The organism is Shewanella electrica (assembly GCF_022321485.1).
Taxonomy (GTDB): domain Bacteria; phylum Pseudomonadota; class Gammaproteobacteria; order Enterobacterales; family Shewanellaceae; genus Shewanella; species Shewanella electrica.
The window spans coordinates 97,513-114,504 of record NZ_JAKOGG010000011.1 but is presented as its reverse complement, the minus strand read 5'-3'; the positions used below and the strand labels follow the sequence as shown (position 1 = coordinate 114,504).

The 16,992-nt window shown below is 50.0% G+C and carries 15 protein-coding genes; 7 read left to right on the top strand and 8 right to left on the bottom strand.

Going from position 1 to position 16,992, the window contains the following annotated elements; genetic code table 11:
• Positions 1-158 precede the first annotated feature (158 nt).
• From mutT to L9G74_RS14665, 7 genes are all read right to left on the bottom strand, one after another.
• Positions 159-557, bottom strand: a complete 399-nt coding sequence (gene mutT / locus L9G74_RS14695) for an 8-oxo-dGTP diphosphatase MutT (RefSeq protein WP_238897169.1) — start codon at positions 555-557, stop codon at positions 159-161.
• 5 nt (positions 558-562) lie between these two features.
• Positions 563-772, bottom strand: a complete 210-nt coding sequence (gene yacG / locus L9G74_RS14690; protein ID WP_238897168.1) for a DNA gyrase inhibitor YacG — start codon at positions 770-772, stop codon at positions 563-565.
• Positions 773-836: 64 nt separating this feature from the next.
• A complete protein-coding gene (coaE, locus tag L9G74_RS14685; protein ID WP_238897167.1) occupies positions 837-1,448 on the bottom strand; it encodes a dephospho-CoA kinase in 612 nt (203 codons plus the stop codon).
• Entirely contained in the window at positions 1,448-2,362 is a 915-nt protein-coding gene (locus L9G74_RS14680) for a prepilin peptidase (RefSeq protein ID WP_238897166.1), read from the bottom strand. The genes coaE and L9G74_RS14680 overlap by 1 nt, the downstream gene beginning before the upstream one ends.
• Before the next feature lie 43 nt (positions 2,363-2,405).
• Positions 2,406-3,674 (bottom strand): type II secretion system F family protein, encoded by a 1,269-nt coding sequence (locus L9G74_RS14675; RefSeq protein WP_238897165.1) that lies wholly within the window; start codon positions 3,672-3,674, stop codon positions 2,406-2,408.
• A 70-nt stretch (positions 3,675-3,744) separates the two neighbouring features.
• Complete coding sequence (gene pilB / locus L9G74_RS14670) at positions 3,745-5,451, bottom strand: type IV-A pilus assembly ATPase PilB (protein ID WP_238897164.1); 1,707 nt, start codon at positions 5,449-5,451, stop codon at positions 3,745-3,747.
• Positions 5,452-5,467: 16 nt separating this feature from the next.
• Complete coding sequence (locus L9G74_RS14665) at positions 5,468-5,896, bottom strand: pilin (protein ID WP_275297450.1); 429 nt, start codon at positions 5,894-5,896, stop codon at positions 5,468-5,470.
• 785 nt (positions 5,897-6,681) lie between these two features.
• Between L9G74_RS14665 and L9G74_RS14660 the strand changes: the two genes are divergently transcribed.
• Positions 6,682-6,984, top strand: coding sequence for a hypothetical protein (locus tag L9G74_RS14660; RefSeq protein WP_238897163.1), 303 nt, complete (start codon positions 6,682-6,684; stop codon positions 6,982-6,984).
• Here L9G74_RS14660 and nadC read toward each other — a convergent pair.
• On the bottom strand, positions 6,932-7,834 hold the full coding sequence (gene nadC / locus L9G74_RS14655; RefSeq protein WP_238897162.1) for a carboxylating nicotinate-nucleotide diphosphorylase: 903 nt from the start codon (positions 7,832-7,834) through the stop codon (positions 6,932-6,934). The genes L9G74_RS14660 and nadC overlap by 53 nt on opposite strands.
• A gap of 145 nt (positions 7,835-7,979) precedes the next feature.
• On the opposite strand from nadC, the gene ampD reads away from it, so the two are divergent.
• The 6 genes from ampD to lpdA all read left to right on the top strand — a co-directional run bounded on the left by ampD (position 7,980) and on the right by lpdA (position 16,845).
• The gene (ampD, locus tag L9G74_RS14650) at positions 7,980-8,537 is read left to right on the top strand and encodes a 1,6-anhydro-N-acetylmuramyl-L-alanine amidase AmpD (protein WP_238897161.1); all 558 of its coding nucleotides are present in this window, start codon (positions 7,980-7,982) and stop codon (positions 8,535-8,537) included.
• A gap of 22 nt (positions 8,538-8,559) precedes the next feature.
• Complete coding sequence (gene ampE / locus L9G74_RS14645; protein ID WP_238897160.1) at positions 8,560-9,405, top strand: beta-lactamase regulator AmpE; 846 nt, start codon at positions 8,560-8,562, stop codon at positions 9,403-9,405.
• Between the two features lie 398 nt (positions 9,406-9,803).
• Entirely contained in the window at positions 9,804-10,556 is a 753-nt protein-coding gene (gene pdhR / locus L9G74_RS14640) for a pyruvate dehydrogenase complex transcriptional repressor PdhR (protein WP_238897159.1), read from the top strand.
• Positions 10,557-10,618: 62 nt separating this feature from the next.
• Complete coding sequence (aceE, locus tag L9G74_RS14635) at positions 10,619-13,285, top strand: pyruvate dehydrogenase (acetyl-transferring), homodimeric type (RefSeq protein WP_238897158.1); 2,667 nt, start codon at positions 10,619-10,621, stop codon at positions 13,283-13,285.
• A 12-nt stretch (positions 13,286-13,297) separates the two neighbouring features.
• On the top strand, positions 13,298-15,268 hold the full coding sequence (gene aceF / locus L9G74_RS14630) for a dihydrolipoyllysine-residue acetyltransferase (RefSeq protein WP_238897157.1): 1,971 nt from the start codon (positions 13,298-13,300) through the stop codon (positions 15,266-15,268).
• Between the two features lie 146 nt (positions 15,269-15,414).
• The gene (gene lpdA / locus L9G74_RS14625; RefSeq protein WP_238897156.1) at positions 15,415-16,845 is read left to right on the top strand and encodes a dihydrolipoyl dehydrogenase; all 1,431 of its coding nucleotides are present in this window, start codon (positions 15,415-15,417) and stop codon (positions 16,843-16,845) included.
• The last annotated feature ends 147 nt before the right edge of the window (positions 16,846-16,992 follow it).

Genomic DNA, 16,992 nt, shown 5'->3' with positions numbered 1-16,992 from the left:
CGTAAGCCGTAAGCCGTAAGCCGTAAGCCGTAAGCCGTAAGCCGTAAGCCGTAAGCCGTAAGCCGTAAGCCGTAAGCCGTAAGCGCCGTAATGGAGTTTGATATGGCTGTTTTAAGGATAAAGAAAAACCACTCGAAGAGTGGCTTTAGGTGTATAGCTTAGTGAGCTAGCTCTGTCAGCAGTCTATCAATGATCGGCTGATTAGCATCTGGGAACGGCAGGCTAGCGAGTTCTTTAATGTCCACCCAGCGGATCTCTTGTCCTTCAGCACCAGACTCTGTCCCGGTAAATTCTGTGACCAGATGGATATCGAGCAATACCTGCTTTTCCGGGTAGTCATAACTCAAGGTCATGAATGGGCTGCTAGCGGTCACATTGATATTGAGTTCTTCTTGTAACTCACGCGTGAGCGCTTCGGTCACTGGCTCATTTGGCTCTACCTTGCCACCTGGGAATTCCCATTTACCACCTTGGTGCAAGTGTCCGTGGCGTTTGGCTAGTAAGATTTGCTGGTTGCGAATAATCACCCCAACGGCAACATGTACTCGTTTATTCACTTTGATTACTCTTTAAAAAAGTCTGGCTCATCGTAGCCGAGTTCGTCTAACAACTCTCCGTCGATTGTTGGTTTAACCGGAATAGCGTGCTTCTCTGACGCCCAGTCACCAAGGTCGATCAATTTACAGCGTTCGGAGCAAAATGGGCGGAATTTGGATTCTGCCGACCAAACCACCTCTTTCTGGCAGATGGGGCATTTAACAATATGAGGCATAAGCGCCCTCGGGTAATCACAATATGGCGCTCATGGTAACGGCTCGTAGGTGATGCTGGCAAGTTCAGCTGAGTTTCGTTAACGCAAGTTGCAGATAGCGTTGATGTAGTTGCGCCACATGCTGCCTAAGCTGTTCGATGTCGCCTTGGTTTTCGATGATATCATCCGCACGTGCTAGACGCTGCTCGCGGCCAATTTGGCTGTTGATGATGTTTTGTACTTGCGTTGCGCTGACATTATCACGGCTGGTTGTACGGGCTAGCTGGGTACTTGGTGAAACATCTACCACCAGACTGCGGTCCACCAAGCTATCTAAATTATTTTCAAACAGCAGCGGTACGACCATCAGCACATATGGTGAGGTGGCGGCATTGCATTGCTGTAGCATTTCAGTGCGGATCAGCGGGTGCAGCAGCCCGTTGAGCCATTCACGCTCCGCTGGTTGTTGGAAGATGCGTTCTCGCAACTGAGCACGGTCTAGCTCACCAGTCGATGTTAGTACCGCATCACCAAAATGGCGGACGATTGCGGCCAATCCCGCTGTACCAAGTGCCACAACGTCACGGGCGATGATATCGGCGTCCACGATGGCAATACCATACTCCGCAAACAGGTTCGCCACGGTGCTTTTACCGCTGCCTATGCCGCCTGTTAGGCCAATAATGACGTTACTCATTACAATGTACTCAAGTACCAATTAACGATGTCATTACCCCAACACAGGGCTACCCAACCAGCAATGGCGATGTAAGGGCCAAACGGAATCGGATAATTGCGGCCATTACCCTTAAACACCATCAATAAAATCCCTACGACCGCGCCAACGGCGGACGAAAGCAGGATGATCAGTGGCAGCATCTGCCAACCGAGCCAAGCGCCGAATAACGCCATGAGTTTAAAGTCGCCATAACCCATGCCTTCTTTGCCAGTCAGCAACTTAAATAGCCAAAACACCGACCATAAACTGAGATAGCCAGCGATAGCGCCGATGACCGAACTCTCCAGCGTGGTAAAACTGCCCCACATGCTGGCGATGATACCTAACCACATAAACGGCAGCGTGAGCTGATCTGGCAATAGCATCTCATCAAGGTCGATGCCAGACATCGCCACTAAGGCGAAAGTTAACACTGCCGCTAAGGCGAATTGCATCGTTGGGCCGAAATGCCAAGCGAGCACGGCAACCAGCACAGCGTTAAGTAATTCGAACAGTGGATAACGCGGTGAAATCGGTTGTTTACAGGCGGCGCATTTGCCGCCGAGCAGCAGCCAGCCAACTAACGGTAGATTATGCCAAGGCTTGATTGCGGTTTTGCACTTCGGGCAGGTGGAGTTGGGCACCACCAAATTAAAGCGCTCTGGGAATTTATCTAACGGCTGTAGCAGCTTTTGTTGCTGCAATGCTTGATATGCCGCGGGTTGATATTCTTCAAGAAACTGCTCGCATTCCTGTTGCCAGCCGCGTTTCATCATCACTGGCAGACGGAAAATCACCACATTGATAAAGCTGCCAATCACCGCAGCAAAGACAAAGGCGAGGGTGATAAACACCGTGGGGTATTGCCCCATTAAACTAATGAATGACTGCATAATGAATTGGTTTTATTAAACTAATGCCAGTGAGCTGGTTATATTAACCAACAACGTTACCAAGTTGGAAGATAGGTAGGTACATACCGATAATTAAACTGCCGACAAGGCCACCGATAACCACCATCATCATCGGCTCAATCAAGCTAGACAAACCATCGACGGCATCATCTACCTGCATTTCATAAATGTTGGCAATTTTATTGAGCATATTATCCAGTGAACCAGATTCCTCACCAATCATTACCATCTGGATCAACATGTCGGGGAATAGCTTAGTAGTACGCATAGCCACGTTCATCTGCATCCCGGCCATCACTTCTGTGCGTACGTTGGCAATTGCTTTACGGTAGACGGCATTACCGGAGGCACCGCCTGCGGACTCTAAGCCATCAATCAATGGCACCCCCGCAGCAAAGGTCGTGGCTAGTGTGCGGGCAAAACGCGCCATCGCACCTTTGTGCAGAATGTCACCAATAACAGGAATTTTTAGTACCAATTCGTCTATTTTATCGCGAAATTTCTGCGAGTTACGGTGAGCCCGCACAAATGACCAAATACCAATAATGATGCCGCCGAAGAATAGATACCAAGTGGCTTGTAGCGCACGCGAAATATTGATGATGAGTTGGGTAAATGCGGGCAGTTCAGCACCAAAACTTTTGAAAATATCTTCAAATTGGGGCACAACAAACAACAGCAATAACGTTGTTACCGCGATAGCAACCACGATCACTGCTGCCGGGTAAAACATCGCTTTTTTGATCTTGGATTTAAGTGCTTCGGCTTTTTCCTTGTAAGTGGCGATACGGTCAAATACGGTATCCAACGAGCCTGAATGCTCACCGGCAGCGACTAAGTCGACATACAGGTCATCAAAGTAAATCCGATGGGGTCGTAGCGCGTCTGACAGTGGAATACCGGATTGCACATCCGCGAGAATAGTGCCTAACAGGGTACGCATACGCGGTTTTTCATGGCCGCGAGCGATCAATTCAATCGAGGTCACCAAGGGCACACCGGCTGACAGCATAGTAGCTATCTGGCGCGTCACCATGGCTATATCCATCGGCTTGATTTTTTTGTTTTCACTACTGAATAAGCCAGCCGATTTTTTCGTTACTGATTTAGGTAAAATCCCTTGGTTTTTCAGCTGGGTTTTGATCTCGGCAACACTGGCACCACGTAGCTCACCCTCGGTTTTCTTGCCGTCACGGTTGACCCCTTTCCATACATAGGTATAGATCTTGGGCGCCTTTTTATCCGTCTTTGATGCTGCGCTGCGGCTGCGTGACGAGGATGCCGTTGCCATAGAGTTATCCTTGTTGTGGGCTAGCTGTTGTTAATGGTAGTTGCTGAGGCTAAAAAAGGAACAAGGTTGTTTAAAAACTGGTAACGCGATTAATTTCCGCAATGCTGGTGACGCCTTGAATCACTTTTAATAGCCCTGAATCACGCAAGTCACGCATGCCTTGCTGTTTCGCCATTTTAGCTATTTGCAGTGAGTTGCCGCCTTCCATGATCACCCGTGCGATTTCATCAGACATTTTCATTACTTCATAAATCCCCACCCGGCCTTTGTAACCGCCAGAGCAGTGTTCGCAGCCTACCGGCTTATACACGGTAAAACCCTCATTGATTTGGGTTTGGTTAAAGCCGAGTTTGAGCAGCTCATGCTCGGGAATCTCTTCTGGCTGGCGACAATTGGCACAGAGGCGTCGCGCCAAGCGCTGGGCGATGATCAAGTTAACCGAACTGGCAATGTTGTAGCCGGGCACGCCCATATTGAGTAAACGTGTAAGCGTTTCTGATGAGGAGTTGGTGTGCAATGTTGACAGCACCAAGTGGCCAGTTTGTGCCGCCTTAATAGCTATCTCGGCGGTTTCGAGGTCACGTATTTCCCCTACCATCACCACATCCGGATCTTGGCGCAAGAACGAACGCAAAGCTGAGGCGAAGGTGAGCCCGGCTTTAACGTTAATATGAACTTGGTTCACACCTTCTAAGTTGATTTCCACCGGGTCTTCGGCAGTAGAGATATTGCGCTCTTCGGTGTTGAGAATATTCAGGCCGGTGTACAAAGACACGGTTTTACCCGAGCCGGTTGGGCCAGTCACTAGAATCATGCCTTGCGGCCGCGCCAACATCTCTAAATAGGCTTGTTTTTGGTCTTCTTCATAGCCGAGCTTTTCAATGCCGAGTTGGGCAGAAGAGGAATCCAAAATACGCATTACAATCTTCTCGCCCCACAGTGTCGGTAGGGTAGATACACGAAAATCGATGCTCTTGTTACGGCTGAGTTTCATTTTAATGCGGCCGTCTTGTGGCACGCGGCGCTCAGCGATATCGAGTTTGGACATCACCTTTAAACGGGCAGACAAACGCGAGGCGAGATTGACCGGCGGTTCGGCGACTTCATGCAAAATGCCGTCAATGCGAAAACGCACGCGATAGCGTTTTTCGTAAGGCTCAAAATGTAAGTCCGATGCGCCACGGCGAATGGCATCGGTGAGAATTTTATTGATGTAGATAACAATCGGCGCATCGTCGGCACCCTCGTTAGCATCATCTTGGCGTTTATCGGTGTCAGCGACTTCAATGCCAGCTAACGCTTGCTCGTCGATGCCATTGAGATCCAGCGAGGAGATATCCTCTTCAAGCACTTTCTCTAACGCTTTGCCGAGCTTGTCCTCTTCCACCAAAATCGCTTCAGCATGTAAACCGGCGCTGAATTGAAACTCTTCGAGGGCGGAAATGTTAGTGGGATCTGAGGTGGCAATGTAGAGCCGATTGCCACGCTTAAATAGCGGCAGACAACGGTGTTTGTCGATTAACTTACGATTTAAGAAGTCTTCTGGAATACTGCTGACATCAAATTCAGCTAGATCCAGTAGCGGGGTGCCGTATTCTTCGTAGCACAGTTCAGCAATAGTGCGGGCCGACAAAAACTGACTGGTCACCAAGGTGGTGACCAGTGCCGTTTTGTTCTTGCGTGCTAATGCCACCGCCTCCGTCAGCCTGCTTTCATCAAGCAGGCCTTTGCGGATAAATAGCGTGGATAATCCTAAATGGAGGCTAGTGGTTGGCATTTCAGACTAAGCTATATTAACAAAATTTGGTACAGTTATCAGTCCAAGTAACTTGTCCGTTAGCCAGCTTGCCCGACAAAATATAAGTGTCACCAGCAGTTACTCCGCCGAAAGCGGTTGGGACAACAGTTATCGTCACAGCGTCATCTGCGTGTCCACCTACAGTTACGGATGTTACATAACCAGATGCACCAGCAGCGGCAGGAACTCCACCTTTCCCACTTCCACAACTAGCTTCTGCTAATGTACCTTCAACCTGTCCACATACTTCAAGGGCTGTTTTATAAGAAGCAGCAGCTTGAACTACTTCAGTATATTTAGCCTTGTCTGTATATGTTTGGTATGCAGGCAGCGCGATCGCAGCCAGAATACCGATGATGGCTACCACGATCATCAATTCGATCAGGGTAAAACCTTTAGCTGATTTTTGTTTCATGCCTTTCATTTTTTCTCTCCAAAAGCTAGCCCTGACCAACTACAGCGACGTGAAGCGCTCGTGGCGGGTTGGCTGCTTGAGACGTCTGCTGGATAACATCAGTGATGTTGCCAACGATGCACACAAGCAAACTTATGCCCACAAGCGAAAACCGCGCTACTGTAACGGGTGCCGAGCCCCGGGGTTAATTAAACAGTCGTTAATTCAATAGTTACTTCGGTTGTTGCAATGCTGTTACTGCAGTTGTTGCAACACTATTTGTTAGTTTGAACACTATCGTGTTGTTTTATGGCAAACCGCAACGTGATCTACGTCGCAACGATTGGCTTTACAAGTGTTAAGTTAATTAACATAAAGGCGCTAGTTGATGACGCTAAATTAGTTTATCACGATGAGGTCGGCCACCACCGGCCAACTCGCCACCCCTAAACGTTAGTCTATTGTGAACAGAATTTAAATGTGGTGATGCAAATTTTTTATGAATTTTTCGCGTAACAGCACGTTTTTACTCATATTTATTTAATAGGTGTGCGTCAGCTATTTGGCGAGTTTAACGTTGTTGTCAAAGATATAACGTTGTCAAAAAATATTGTTTAGGGGATGTTAATGGAGTTGCGAGTGGCGAGTAGCGAGAAGCGAGAAAAAAACACTAGCCAAAAGCTTTAAGCCGTAAGCTTTAAGTTATGACTTATAGCTTTAAGTCGTAAGCTTTAAGTTATAAGTGAAGAGCAAGAGCAAGAGCAAGAGCAAGAGCAAGAGCAAGAAGCTTGTTCTTGCTCTGATGGCTGGGTATCTTGCGCGGCTTACGGCTTACGGCTTACGGCTTACGGCTTACGGCTTACGGCTTACGGCTTACGGCTTATCGCTTACCGCTTACCGCTTACCGCTTACCGCTTACCGCTTACCGCTTACCGCTTACCGCTTATCGCTTATCGCTTACCGCTTACCGCTTATCGCTTACCGCTTATCGCTTACCGCTTATCGCTTACCGCTTATCGCTTACCGCTTATCGCTTACCGCTTATCGCTTATCGCTTATCGCTCTCTATTCACTCGCTACCCGCAGCTCGATTCTCGCAACTGCCTTTACCCCCTTAAACCGCATGGATAGATCCAAGGCGCGTAAGTGTTTGGTGAGGGCGCCGACGGAGATGTAATCCACGCCAGTTTTGGCAAATTGGGCGATGGTGTCGATGGTGACGTTGCCTGATACTTCCAGCTTGGCGCCGCCATTGTTGGCTTTGAATTGGTGGTTGATATCTACGGCGTCCAGCATCATGGTGACGTCGAAGTTATCTAGCATGATGATATCTGCGCCAGCGGTGAGTGCTTGCTGTAGTTCGTCGAGTGATTCAACTTCTACTTCTACCGGTTTGTTGGGATGCAGCTGTTTGGCGGTGTTGACGGCAGCGGCAATACCACCACAAGCCATGATGTGGTTCTCTTTGATAAGAAAGGCATCGAACAAACCGATGCGATGGTTTTTACCGCCGCCACAGGCTACCGCATATTTTTGTGCGGTACGCAGCCCCGGCAAGGTTTTGCGCGTGTCTAGCAACTGGCAATGGGTGCCCGCTAGCTTATCGACATAATGTTTGGTGAGCGTTGCCACACCTGAGAGCGTTTGAATAAAGTTCATCGCGGTGCGCTCGCCAGTGAGCAGAATGCGGGCGGGACCGGAGAGTTCACACAGTTGTTGCCCAGCGACCAGTAAGTCACCATCATCGACATGCCAGCGGATTGCTACCTCACCGCCGAGCTGTCTAAACACTTGTTCCGCCCATGCTTTGCCGCAGAAAACTCCCTCTTCGCGGGTGATCAGTACCGCTTCCCCATGTTGCTCTGCAGGGATAAGTTGTGCGGTAATATCGCCATCGTGGGCATTAAGATGGCCTAAGTCTTCGTCCAGTGCGGCTTTGACGCTAACGCGAATATCGTTTTCTAACATGGTGCAAACCTTGCTGTGGCGGTAGTCAATAAGCTATGAGGCGAAGATTAGCATAAAGGTGTTTTGAGATACGAGTTACGAGTTGCGGGATTCGAGCAGTGAACTCGCAACTCGACACTCGCAACTAACCCAAAAGGAACATAATTTGAGTGGTGTTTTTGATAACTGGCAGGCAGGTTGGTGTGCAGATGTAAAACACGTGCCATCGCCGCATTTTAATCAACGGCCTGCGGCGGAAGTGAGTTTGTTGGTGATCCACAATATTAGTCTGCCAGCGGGGCAGTTTGGACTACCTTATATAGAAGCGCTGTTTTGTGGCACGTTGGATTGCCAAGCCGATGCCAGTTTTGCTGACTTGCAAGGATTAGCAGTGTCGGCGCATTTTCTGATCAAACGCACTGGCGAGGTACTGCAATTTGTATCCTGCGATGAGCGCGCGTGGCATGCTGGTGTGTCGACGTTTGCGGGGCGTAGCAACTGTAACGATTTTGCGGTGGGTATCGAACTGGAAGGTACCGATACCTCGGGCTACACCGAGGCACAGTACGCCCAATTGGTGGCGTTAACTCAGGCGTTGCAGCGGCAATACCCATTGATCACGCAGGAACGGATTGTCGGCCATAGTGATATTGCGCCCGAACGCAAGACAGATCCGGGAGTGGGATTTGACTGGCAACGTTATCTAACGGCAATATTGAGCTGACCCAATGAAGCTGGAGTGCTAAATGGCATTGTTTTCATTACTGATTGCGGTATTGATTGAGCGACTTAAGTTGTTGCCTAAGCTGTTACAGCTAGACAATATGTTTGCGTGGTATCGCGCGCATTTTTTTACCGAAGAGTTACTGCGCAGTAAAGGTGGCATCTGGCTGGCGCTGTTATTCCCTGCTGCTAGCGTTCTGGTGTTGCAATGGCTGTTGCACGGCCGAATGTTTGGCCTACCTTCGCTGCTGCTGTGGACTGTGGTAGCGGCGCTGTGTTTTAGCCATCAGCGTGTACGCCATAAATTTAAAAAGTATATGCAGGCGGCCTGTCGCGGCGATTTAGAAGCCTGTTACCTGCATGCGACCGATCTGGACTATGACCATTGCCTTGATAGCATCAGCTCTGAAGAGATGGGGGCGCGTGTTGGTCAGTTAGCGGCATGGCTCAACTACCGTTATTACGGAGCGGTGGCGTTTTATCTGATTATTCTTGGTCCCGCTGGCGTGCTGTTTTACTGTACTGCGCGCTATTTCAATAGCTTAAATGAAGAACATCCGCTGCCACTGCCGAGTAACTTGATGTTTGCGCTGGATTGGTTGCCCGCCCGATTTGTCGCGTTAGGTTACGCGCTGAGTGGTCACTTTGGCTCTGCATTCAGCCGTTGGCGCGAGCTGGTGTTTGGCATTTATACCGAACCACAAAAGATCATCGCCGAAGTGGCCTTGGCGGCAGAGGTGTTGCCAGAGCGCGGTGGTGCGCCGATCTGTGTTCGCTCCACCATTGCCTTGCTGGCGTTGAGTAAACGTAACTTTATACTGATTTTGACCATACTGGCGGTGCTTACCATCTTTGGCATAGTGCAATAGGATTGAGTTGCGAGTTGCGAGTTGCGAGAAAAGAGTAGCTTTAAGCCATAAGCTTTAAGTTGTAAGAGAAAAGCAAGAAGCGAAGCGCAAAGCGAAAAGCAGAGATAAGAGCGAAAAGCAGAGATAAGAGCGAAGAGCGGGTTAAGCAAGAGCATGGCGTCGATGTAGTAGGGGATATGTCGGCGTTTTTGTTTGAATTTTGTGCAAAATAGCTAATCTTTGGTCTGTAAGACTAAAGTATAAATAATACAAATAAATGCCAGAAAGTAGTGGCATACTCATCACAAAACGGATTAAATTGACGTCCGTCACGCTATAGACAACAAAAAAGTGATTTGTTACAGTGCGCTCACTCATAATTGGTAAGACCAATTTACAAAAAGGGAGCTGAGTGCCAAATGGCCTACAGTAAAATCAGTCAGCCGAAAATTTCCGACGTGATCATGGAGAATCTGGAGCAGATGATCCTTGAAGGAAGTTTGAAGCCAGGTCAAAAGCTTCCTCCAGAACGGGAGCTGGCATTACAGTTTGAAGTCTCCCGCCCATCACTCCGCGAAGCTATTCAAAAACTTGAAGCCAAAGGGCTGCTGTTGCGCCGTCAAGGCGGTGGCACCTATGTGAAAGAGCAGCTGTGGAAAAGCATGGCTGATCCAATCATGGAGTTGATGTTGAGCGACCCAGAGAGCCAATATGACTTGCTGGAGTTCCGCCATGCCACCGAAGGCATGATGGCCTATTTTGCCGCCTTGCGTGGCACCGACGCCGATATGGAAAACTTGGAAAACATGCTGGAGCAGGTGGAACAAGCCCACGGTGTTGATGCGGTCGCTACCGCGATTGTGAATTTTTATCGTGCCATTGCAGAAGCGTCACACAATGTGGCGATGCTGCATCTGGTATTGAGTTTAACTTCTGTGTTGCATAAAAACGTAGCACAAAACTTGGAGCTTCTGAGCCGTCGCGAAGAAGCTTCATCTGAGGCTAACGAGCATCGGCGAGATCTGCTTGCCGCTATCGTTCGTCGTGATCCTGAAGCCGCACGAGAAGCATCGAACGAGCACTTGAGTTATATCGAGGAAGTGATGCTGTCGGTCCGGGAGGAAGATAGCCGGTTGCAGCGTAGCCTGCGCCGTATGAAGAGCGGTATGTAACACGGGCATGGGACCGAATACCGCACCGACAACCTTTACCATGTATAAATAAGGACAGTGTCATGTCTGAAAATATGCTACAAGACTTGGATCCATTGGAGACTCAGGAGTGGCTAGACTCCCTGCAAGCTGTGTTGGAGCAGGAAGGCCCTGAACGAGCTCATTATCTTCTGGAAAAGCTGATCGACAAGGCGCGCCGTAACGGTACTTACCTGCCATACAAAGCGACTACTGCTTATTTGAATACCATTCCTGCTGGTCAAGAGCCTGCTATGCCGGGCGACCAAGGGCTGGAGCGTCGCATTCGCGCCATTATTCGTTGGAATGCGTTGGCAATGGTGATCCGTGGTTCTAAGAAAGATTTGGAACTGGGCGGCCACATTGCGAGTTTTGCTTCAAGCGCCACGATTTACGATGTGTGCTTTAACCACTTCTTCCGCGCGCCGAACGCCAAAGATGGCGGCGACTTGGTGTATTTCCAAGGTCATATCGCCCCAGGTATCTACTCGCGTTCTTTCCTTGAAGGCCGTTTGAGCGAAGAGCAGCTGGCTAACTTCCGTCAGGAAGTGGATGGCAAAGGTCTGTCTTCTTATCCGCATCCTAAGCTGATGTCTGATTACTGGCAGTTCCCAACCGTGTCTATGGGTTTGGGCCCTATCCAAGCGATCTATCAAGCGCGTTTCCTGAAATACCTGACCGACCGTGGCATTAAAGATTGCTCAGAGCAAACGGTTTACTGCTTCCTCGGTGACGGTGAAGTGGACGAGCCAGAAGCACTGGGTGCTATCGGTTTAGCAGCACGTGAAGAGCTGGATAACTTAGTATTTATCATCAACTGTAATCTGCAGCGTTTGGATGGTCCGGTACGTGGTAACGGCAAAATCATTCAAGAGTTGGAAGGTGAATTCCGTGGCGCAGGCTGGGAAGTGCTGAAAGTGATTTGGGGTCGCTATTGGGACCCACTGTTGGCGCGTGATACCAGCGGCAAACTGCTGCAGTTGATGGAAGAAACCGTTGACGGTGAATACCAAAACTGTAAAGCCAAAGGTGGTGCGTACACCCGCGAACACTTCTTCGGTAAGTATCCAGAAACCGCCGAAATGGTGGCCAATATGTCTGATGATGACATCTGGCGCTTGAACCGTGGTGGTCACGATCCAGTGAAGATCTACGCCGCACTGCAACAAGCTAAAAACACCAAAGGCCGTCCAACCGTTATTCTGGCCAAAACCGTGAAAGGTTATGGTCTGGGTGACGCAGGTGAAGGTAAAAACATCGCGCACAACGTGAAGAAAATGGATATCGAATCTATCCGTTACTTCCGCGATCGTTTCAATATCCCAATTCCAGACGACAAGCTGGAAGAAGTGCCTTTCTACCACCCAGGTGAAGATTCAGAAGAGGTGAAATACCTCAAAGCCCGTCGCGAAGCGTTGGGTGGCTACTTGCCAGCACGTCGTCAGCAGTTCTCTGAAGACTTGGATGTGCCATCTCTGAAGATCTTTGATGCGATTTTGAAAGGCTCTAACGGCCGCGAAATCTCTACCACCATGGCGTTTGTTCGCGTGCTGACCGCACTGCTGAAAGACAAAGGCATTGGTAAAAATATTGTGCCGATCATTCCGGATGAAGCCCGTACCTTTGGTATGGAAGGCTTGTTCCGTCAAGTGGGTATTTACGCTCACGAAGGCCAAAAATATGTACCGCAAGATAAAGACCAAGTGGCTTATTATCGTGAAGATAAGACCGGTCAGGTACTGCAAGAAGGGATTAACGAGCTGGGCGCGATGTCCTCATGGGTATCAGCCGCCACTAGCTACTCGGTGAACGATACACCGATGATCCCATTCTACATCTACTACTCGATGTTCGGTTTCCAACGTATTGGTGACTTGGCATGGGCAGCCGGTGATATGCGTGCGCGTGGTTTCTTGGTCGGCGGTACTTCAGGCCGTACTACATTGAACGGTGAAGGTTTGCAGCACCAAGATGGTCACAGCCACATTCTGGCGAACACCATTCCAAACTGTGTGTCTTACGACCCAACTTACGGTTATGAAATCGCTGTAGTGGTTCAAGATGGTATTCGCCGTATGTACGGTGAAAATCAGGAAGATATCTTCTACTACCTGACCACCATGAACGAAAACTACGTTCAGCCAGAAATGCCAGCGGGTGCGGAAGAAGGCATCATCAAAGGTATCTACAAACTTGAGACTGTCGCAGGCTCAGGCAAAGGTAAGGTACAGCTGATGGGTTGTGGCACCATCCTTGAGGAAGTGCGTAAAGCCGCCCAAGCCTTGGCGAAAGATTACGGCGTTACCGCTGATGTCTTCAGCGTGACCAGCTTTAACGAGCTGACCCGTGACGGCCAAGAATGTGAGCGCTACAACATGCTGCACCCAACAGCTGAAGCAAAAGTGCCATACATCTCTACTGTATTGGCAAAAGATGCACCAGCAATTGTGGCGACTGACTACATGAAACTGTACGGCGAACAGCTCCGCGCTTACGTGCCAACAGACTACAAAGTGCTGGGTACTGATGGTTTCGGCCGCAGTGACAGCCGCGCTAACTTGCGTCACCACTTTGAAGTGGATGCCACTTTCGTGGTTATCGCAGCGCTGAAGTCACTGGTTGATCGTGGCGAAATGCCAGTAGATGTGCTGACTAAAGCCATCGCTGAATACGGCATTGATGCTGATAAAGTCAGCCCACTGTTCGCATAAGAGGGATAACCAATGGCAGATTTGAAAGAAGTTCTGGTTCCCGATATCGGCGGGGATGAAGTTCAAGTCATCGAAATTTGCGCCAATATTGGCGATGCACTGGAAGAAGAACAGGCGATTATCACCGTTGAAAGTGATAAAGCGACCATGGACATTCCAGCGCCGTTTGCTGGTGTACTGAAAGAGCTGAAAGTGGCAGTAGGTGACAAAGTGTCTGAAGGGACTTTGATTGCTATGCTAGCTGCTGAAGGTGCCGCGCCTGCTGCACCTGCGCCAGCCGCAGAAAAAGCACCAGAGCCAGCTGCTGCACCAGCCGCCGCGCCAACTCCGGCGCCTGCCGCTGCTGCGCCAGCTGCGGGTGGTTCGCAAGTGATTGAAGTGACCGTACCTGATATCGGCGACGCTAAAGACGTCGATATCATCGAAGTTTTGGTCAATGTTGGCGACAGCATCAATGCTGACGATGGTTTGATCACGCTAGAAACTGACAAAGCGACAATGGACGTACCTGCACCGCAGGCGGGCATAGTGAAGTCGCTGGCAGTGAAAGTGGGCGACAAAGTGTCTGAAGGCTCTTTGGTGCTGACCTTAGAAGTCGCTGGTAGTGGTGCGGCACCTGCCGCAGCACCTGCGCCAGCAGCAGAACCAGCTCCAGCAGCTGCTCCTGCAGCGCCTGCCGCTACCGGTAGCCAAACGATTGAAGTAAAAGTGCCTGATATTGGCGATGCCAAAGACGTCGACGTGATTGAAGTGCTGGTGAAAGCTGGCGACACCATCAATGCTGATGATGGTTTGATCACGCTCGAAACTGACAAAGCCACCATGGACGTACCAGCACCGCAAGGCGGCGTGGTGAAATCTGTGGCGCTGAGCGTTGGCGATAAAGTGTCTGAAGGCTCATTAGTGCTGACTCTGGAAGTGGCGGGTAGTGCACCTGCTGCGGCGCCAGCACCAGCGGCTGAACCTGCTCCAGCAGCAGCTCCGGCAGCAGCTGCACCGGCGGCTAGTCGCCCACCAGTGCCACATCACCCAAGTGCGGGTGTGGTGCAAACTACGGGTGTCGTGCATGCGTCGCCTTCCGTGCGCCGTTTAGCGCGTGAGTTCGGTGTTGATCTGGGCCTGGTTAAAGGCTCTGGTCGCAAAGGCCGTATTCAGAAAGAAGACGTACAAGCTTACGTGCGTTATGAGCTGTCTCGTCCAAAAGCGAGCGCAGCGACTGCGGTGGCTGGTGGCAATGGCCTGCAAGTGATTGACGCGCCAAAAGTTGACTTTAGCAAATTCGGTGAAGTGGAAGAGATCCCATTGAGCCGTATCCAGAAGATTTCTGGCCCGAACCTGCATCGTAACTGGGTGACCATTCCGCATGTGACGCAGTTTGATGAAGCTGATATCACTGAGTTGGAAAGCTTCCGTAAAGAGCAGAACGAACTGGCGGCGAAGAAGAAACAAGCCATCAAGTTCACTCCGCTGGTGTTCATGATGAAGGCGGTGGCGAAAACGCTGCAAGAATTCCCAACCTTCAACTCAAGTTTGAGCCCAGACGGTGAATCGCTGATCCGCAAAAAGTATTACCACATCGGTGTGGCGGTCGATACGCCTAACGGATTGGTGGTGCCAGTGTTCCGCGATGTGGATAAGAAGTCGATCACTGAGCTGTCGCTCGAGCTGATGGATATCTCTGCTAAAGCGCGTGATGGCAAGCTGAAAGCGGCTGACATGCAAGGTAGCTGTTTCACCATCTCTAGCTTGGGTGGTATTGGTGGTACTGCGTTTACCCCAATCGTCAACTATCCAGACGTGGCCATCTTGGGTGTGTCTAAGTCTGAGATCAAACCTAAGTGGAATGGCAAAGAGTTTATCCCTCGCCTGATGTGCCCACTGTCACTGTCATACGACCACCGTGTGATCGACGGTGCGCTAGCAGCACGCTTCAGCGTGACCCTGTCTAGCTACCTGTCAGACATTCGCACATTGATTATGTAAGCGCTAAGGCTGACCGATAAGGTCAGCCTTATGTTTAATTGTGATCCCGGTCGAGCGGGGTAAAATGCCAGCATTGAAGCTGAGCCTGCTCGAACGTCCAGCATGGGCCAAGTGTCCACATGGAATGAAATAAATCAGAGGAAAACATGAGTAACGAAATTAAAGCACAAGTCGTGGTATTGGGTGCGGGCCCTGCAGGTTACTCTGCTGCGTTCCGTGCAGCGGATCTGGGTCTGGACACCGTGATTGTTGAACGTTACAGCACCTTAGGTGGTGTTTGTTTGAACGTGGGGTGTATCCCTTCAAAAGCACTGCTGCACGTAGCTAAAGTGATTGAAGAAGCCAAACACATGTCAGCTAACGGCGTGACTTTTGGCGAACCAACTATCGACTTAGACAAGCTGCGTGGTTTTAAAGAGAAAGTTATCGGCCAGTTGACTGGCGGTTTGGGCGGCATGTCCAAAATGCGTAAAGTGAACGTGGTTAACGGTCTGGGTAAATTCACTGGCCCGAACAGCATTGAAGTGACAGCCGAAGACGGCACTAAAACCACAGTAAACTTTGATAACGCGATTATCGCTGCCGGTTCTCGTCCTATCCAACTGCCATTTATTCCGCATGAAGACCCACGTATTTGGGACTCAACTGATGCGCTGGCACTGAAAGAAATCCCAGGCAAACTGCTGGTGATGGGCGGCGGTATCATCGGTCTGGAAATGGGTACTGTGTACTCATCACTGGGCAGCCAAATCGAAGTGGTAGAAATGTTTGACCAAGTGATCCCTGCGGCTGATAAAGACGTAGTGAAGAACTTCACCAAACAGATCAAAAACAAATTCAAACTGATGCTGGAAACCAAAGTGACCGCAGTAGAAGCCAAAGAAGATGGCATCTATGTGACCATGGAAGGTAAATCAGCACCAGCAGCACCAGAGCGTTATGACGCTGTACTGGTAGCGATTGGCCGTACCCCAAATGGCAAGCTGATCGACGCCGACAAAGCAGGCGTGAAAATCGACGAACGCGGCTTTATCAATGTTGATAAACAAATGCGCACCAACGTGCCACACATCTTCGCGGTGGGTGACATTGTCGGCCAACCTATGTTGGCCCACAAAGGCGTGCATGAAGGCCACGTAGCGGCGGAAGTGATCTCTGGCCTGAAACACTTCTTCGATCCAAAAGTGATCCCATCGATTGCTTATACTGATCCTGAAGTGGCTTGGGTTGGTCTGACCGAGAAACAAGCGAAAGAGCAAGGCATCAACTACGAAACTGCCACTTTCCCATGGGCAGCTAGTGGCCGTGCTATCGCGTCAGAAGCTAGCGAAGGTATGACTAAGCTGATCTTCGAAAAAGACACCCATCGTATTATCGGTGGCGCACTGGTGGGTGTGAACGCCGGTGAACTGCTGGGTGAAATCGGCTTGGCGATTGAAATGGGCTGTGATGCAGAAGACATCGCACTGACCATTCACGCGCACCCAACCTTGCATGAATCTGTTGGCTTAGCTGCAGAGATGTATGAAGGTTCAATTACTGATTTGCCAAACCCTAAGGCAAAAAAGAAAAAGTAATTAGCCGCCGCTAATGCCTCGATAAGCCTGCCACGTGCAGGCTTATTTTTTGGCTGAAATACGCCACTGCTGCTCGCCGTGGGCAGTTTCGGTGATGCAAAAATCGCGTTTAATCCCCACAAAATACCGTCACACAAGGTTGATAGG